The organism is Enterovirga sp. (assembly GCF_028290205.1).
In the GTDB taxonomy this organism is placed as follows: domain Bacteria; phylum Pseudomonadota; class Alphaproteobacteria; order Rhizobiales; family Beijerinckiaceae; genus Enterovirga.
This window is the reverse complement of sequence record NZ_JAQGKF010000234.1, coordinates 1-3,768: the sequence shown is the minus strand read 5'-3', so window position 1 is coordinate 3,768 and position 3,768 is coordinate 1. Positions and strand designations below refer to the sequence as shown.

Annotated in this window: 2 protein-coding genes; both read left to right on the top strand. The window is 74.3% G+C overall.

Translation table 11 applies throughout. From position 1 onward, the window contains the following. The coding region (locus tag JWR86_RS16410; protein ID WP_299567446.1) for a PD-(D/E)XK nuclease family protein at positions 1 to 908 on the top strand (908 nt) is incomplete at its 5' end. Next, a partial coding sequence (gene addA / locus JWR86_RS16405; protein WP_299567445.1) for a double-strand break repair helicase AddA occupies positions 905 to 3,768 on the top strand: 2,864 nt, incomplete at its 3' end. The genes JWR86_RS16410 and addA, both read left to right, overlap by 4 nt.

Here is a 3,768-nt window from a genome sequence, read left to right as displayed (position 1 = left end):
CCGTCGTCGGTGCGCGCCGGCCGGCGCCGCGGCCCGGCGGGGAGCGGTTTCCCCGCAGCCTCAGCGTCACGGAGATCGAGACGCTGGTGCGCGACCCCTATGCGGTGTTCGCGCGCCACATCCTCCGGCTGTCGCCGCTGGATCCGCTCGGGCTGAGGCCCAATCTCGCCGATCGCGGCTCCATCCTGCACGAGGTGCTGGCCGCCTTTGCGGCCGCGCATCCCGGTCCCCTGCCGCCGCAGGCCCGGGCCGAGCTGATTCAGCGCGGGCTCGACGCGTTTCGGCCCATCGAGGAGGCCTATCCCGAGCTCTACGCGCTCTGGGCGCCGGATTTCGAGCGCATGGTGCCTCATCTGCTGGAATGGGAGCATCAGCGCCGCGCGGCCATGGACCGGCTCCTCGTAGAGAAACCCGGCCGCATCGAGATTCCGCTCCCGTCCGGTCCGCCGCTCGCCATCCGGGGCTATGCCGACCGGATCGAGATCGCGGCCGACGGCTCGGCCACGGTGGTGGATTTCAAATCGGGCCGCATGCCGAGCCTGGACGAGGTGCGGGTCGGCTTCGCGCCGCAGCTCACGCTGGAGGCCGCCATGGTGCGGGCCGGCGGGTTCGAGGGCGTGCCGCCGACGGCGACCGTGCCGAACCTCCTCTACGTCAAGCTGGGCGGCCGCGACCGGGTCAAGCCGCAGGAGATCAAGCCGCGCGACGGCACCAGCCTCGCCGATCTGGTGGAGGCCCACGTGGACGGCGTGACGCGGCTGGCCGGACTCTTCGCGAGCGGCGAGGCGGGCTACCTGTCGCGCCGCCTGCCGCGCGAAAGCCGCTTCGCCGGCCGCTACGACCACCTGGCGCGCGTCGGCGAATGGTCGGTGCTGGGCGACAGCCCCGGCGGCGAGCCGCTGCCATGACCGCGCTCGTCATCGACGAGCTGACGCTCGGGCGGCAGCGGCGCGCCGCCGATCCGGGCCAGTCGGTCTGGGTCTCAGCCAATGCCGGAGCCGGCAAGACCAAGGTCCTGACCGACCGCGTCATTCGCCTCATGCTGGCCGGCACCCCGCCGGCCCGCATCCTGTGCCTGACCTTCACCAAGGCGGCCGCGGCCGAGATGACCCTGCGGGTGTTCCACACCCTGGGCGCCTGGGTCACCCTGGACGATGCCAAGCTGACAGAGGCTCTCCACGGCCTCATGGGCGAGCGGCCGGGCCGGGCGGTGCTGGCCGGCGCCCGCCGCCTCTTTGCCCGCGCGGTTGAGACGCCGGGCGGGCTCAAGATCGAGACCATCCACGCCTTTTGCGAGCGGGTGCTCCACCTCGTTCCCTTCGAGGCCGAGGTTCCGGCCCGCTTCGCGGTGCTGGACGACGGCCAGGCCGCGGAGCTGCGCGCCGAGGCGCGCGCCGCCGTGCTGACCGAGGCCGTGGTGCGGGCCTCGGAGCGGCCCGGCCTCGCCCGGGCGCTGGACGTCGTGTCGGCGCTCGCCTCCGGCGACGACCTCGTGGCGCTCCTGGACCAGGCCGTTGCCGATCCGCGCGTGCCGGACGGCCCGGAGGCGCTCGCGGCCGCCGAGGCGCGGCTGCGGGCGGCGCTGCTGCTCGGGCCGGAGGAGAGCCCGGACGAGCTGCGCCGCCGCATCCTGGAGGAGGGGATCGCACGCTCGGACTGGCCGGCCCTGGCAGGCCAGATCCGGGCCACCGGGAAGTCCACCGACGCAACCTGCGCCGACACGCTGGAGCGCGGCGCGGCGGCCGCCGATCCGGCGCTCGGCTGCGGGCTCTACCTCTCGGTCTTCCTCACCAAGAGCTGGCTGCCCCGCAAGGACCTCGTCACCAAGGGCGCGCCGGCGCCGGTGCGGGAGCAGTTGCAAGGGGAGCAGGAGCGCGTGCTCGCCCTGTTCGCGCGGCTCCAGGCCGCCGAGGCGCTCGATCGGACCGTGGCCCTCTATCGTCTCGCCGGGGCCGTGCGGGACAAGATTCGGGCGGCCAAGCGGCGCATGGGTGCGCTCGATTTCGACGACCTGATCACCAAGACGCTGGCCCTGTTCGGGCGCGGCCACGCCGCCTGGGTGCTGTACCGGCTCGACCGGGGCATCGACCACGTCCTGGTGGACGAGGCGCAGGACACCAATCCCGAGCAGTGGCGCATCCTGCAGCACCTGACGGAGGAGTTCACGGCCGGGCACGGTCGCCCCAGCCGGGGCCTCCGGACCGTGTTCGCGGTGGGCGACCCGAAGCAGTCGATCTACTCCTTCCAGGGGGCCGATCCGCGCCTGTTCGAGGACAGCCGGCGCTTCTGGCGGGCGCGGCACGACGCGGCGCGGCTGCGCTTCGTGGATGTCCGGCTGGACCTGTCTTTCCGGTCGGCGCCGGCCATTCTGCACGCCGTCGACCACACCTTCGCGGTGGCGGCCCATTTCCGGGGCCTCTCCTTCGAGGATGCCGCGGCCGGCACCGCCCATGCGAGCGCCCGCCCGCAGGCGCATGGCCATGTCGAGATCTGGCCGACCGAATGCCCCGGCGAGCGGGATGCGGAGCCGGATGCCTGGACCCTTCCCGTGGACCAGCCCGACAGAACGGTGCCGGCGCTGCGGACCGCGTCTCGGGTGGCGGAGGCCGTGCGGTGCTGGACCACGGTGCCGGACCCGGACACCAACCGGCTCTGGCGGCCTGGCGAGATCCTGATCCTCGCCCGCAAGCGTGGGCCGGCCTTTTTTGCCGTGATCCGGGCCCTCAAGGCGGCCGGCATCCCGGTCGCGGGTGCCGACCGCATCGACATCAACGAGCAGATCGCCGTGTCCGACCTCGTGGCGGCGGGTCAGGCCGCCCTGCTGCCGGACAACGATCTCGTGCTGGCGGCGGCGCTGAAATCGCCGCTGGTCGGCTTCGACGACGAGGACCTTGTCCGCATCGCCGCCGACCGGCCTGAGGGGGCGTCGCTGGTCGAGGCCCTGGTCGCGGCCGCGCCCAGTGACGCGCGGGCCCGCGCCGCCGTCGACACGCTGGAGCAGTGGCGCAGCCTCGCCCGCGCGCACGGCCCGTTCGGCTTCTACGCGACTCTGCTGGGCCCGGGCGGCGGCCGGCGCCGGCTGGTGGAGCGGCTCGGCGGCGAGGCGGCCGATGCCATCGACGTGTTCCTGTGCCGGGCCGCCGCGGCCGAGAGCGGCGTCGAGGCGCCCTCGCTGACCGGATTCCTGGCCGGGTTCGAATCGGCCGAACACGTGATCCGGCGCGATCCGGAGAGCGCCGGCAACGAGGTCAGGGTGATGACCGTGCACGGCGCCAAGGGCCTCGAGGCCCCGCTGGTGGTGGTGCTCGACGGTTGCGACGTGGCCGGGCAGGACCCGGACCTCCTGCCGGTCCCGGTCGGCCCGGACGAGTGCCTCCCGGTCTGGGCGGCCGGGCCGCGCGCGGTGGAGCCGCCGGCCGTGGCGGCGGCGCGGGCCGAATGCCGGGCACGGGCCCAGGAGGAGCACAACCGGCTCCTCTACGTGGCTCTGACGCGGGCGCGGGACCGGCTCGTCATCGCGCCGTTCACGACGCCGCGCGGCAAGGAAGTGCCGGATGCCTGGTGCGCCATGGTGCGGCGTGGCTTCCAGGAGGCCACCCGGGCCCTGGTCCGGACCGAGATGCCCTACGGCCCGGTGGATCTGTGGCGCGATCCGGTGGCGCCGGGTCCGGTGCAGCCGGAGGCCGGGGAGACGGAGGAGGGGCCGCTGCCGGCCTGGCTTGGAACCGTGCTGCAGCCCGAGCCCGATCCGGCGCCGCCGCTGCGCCC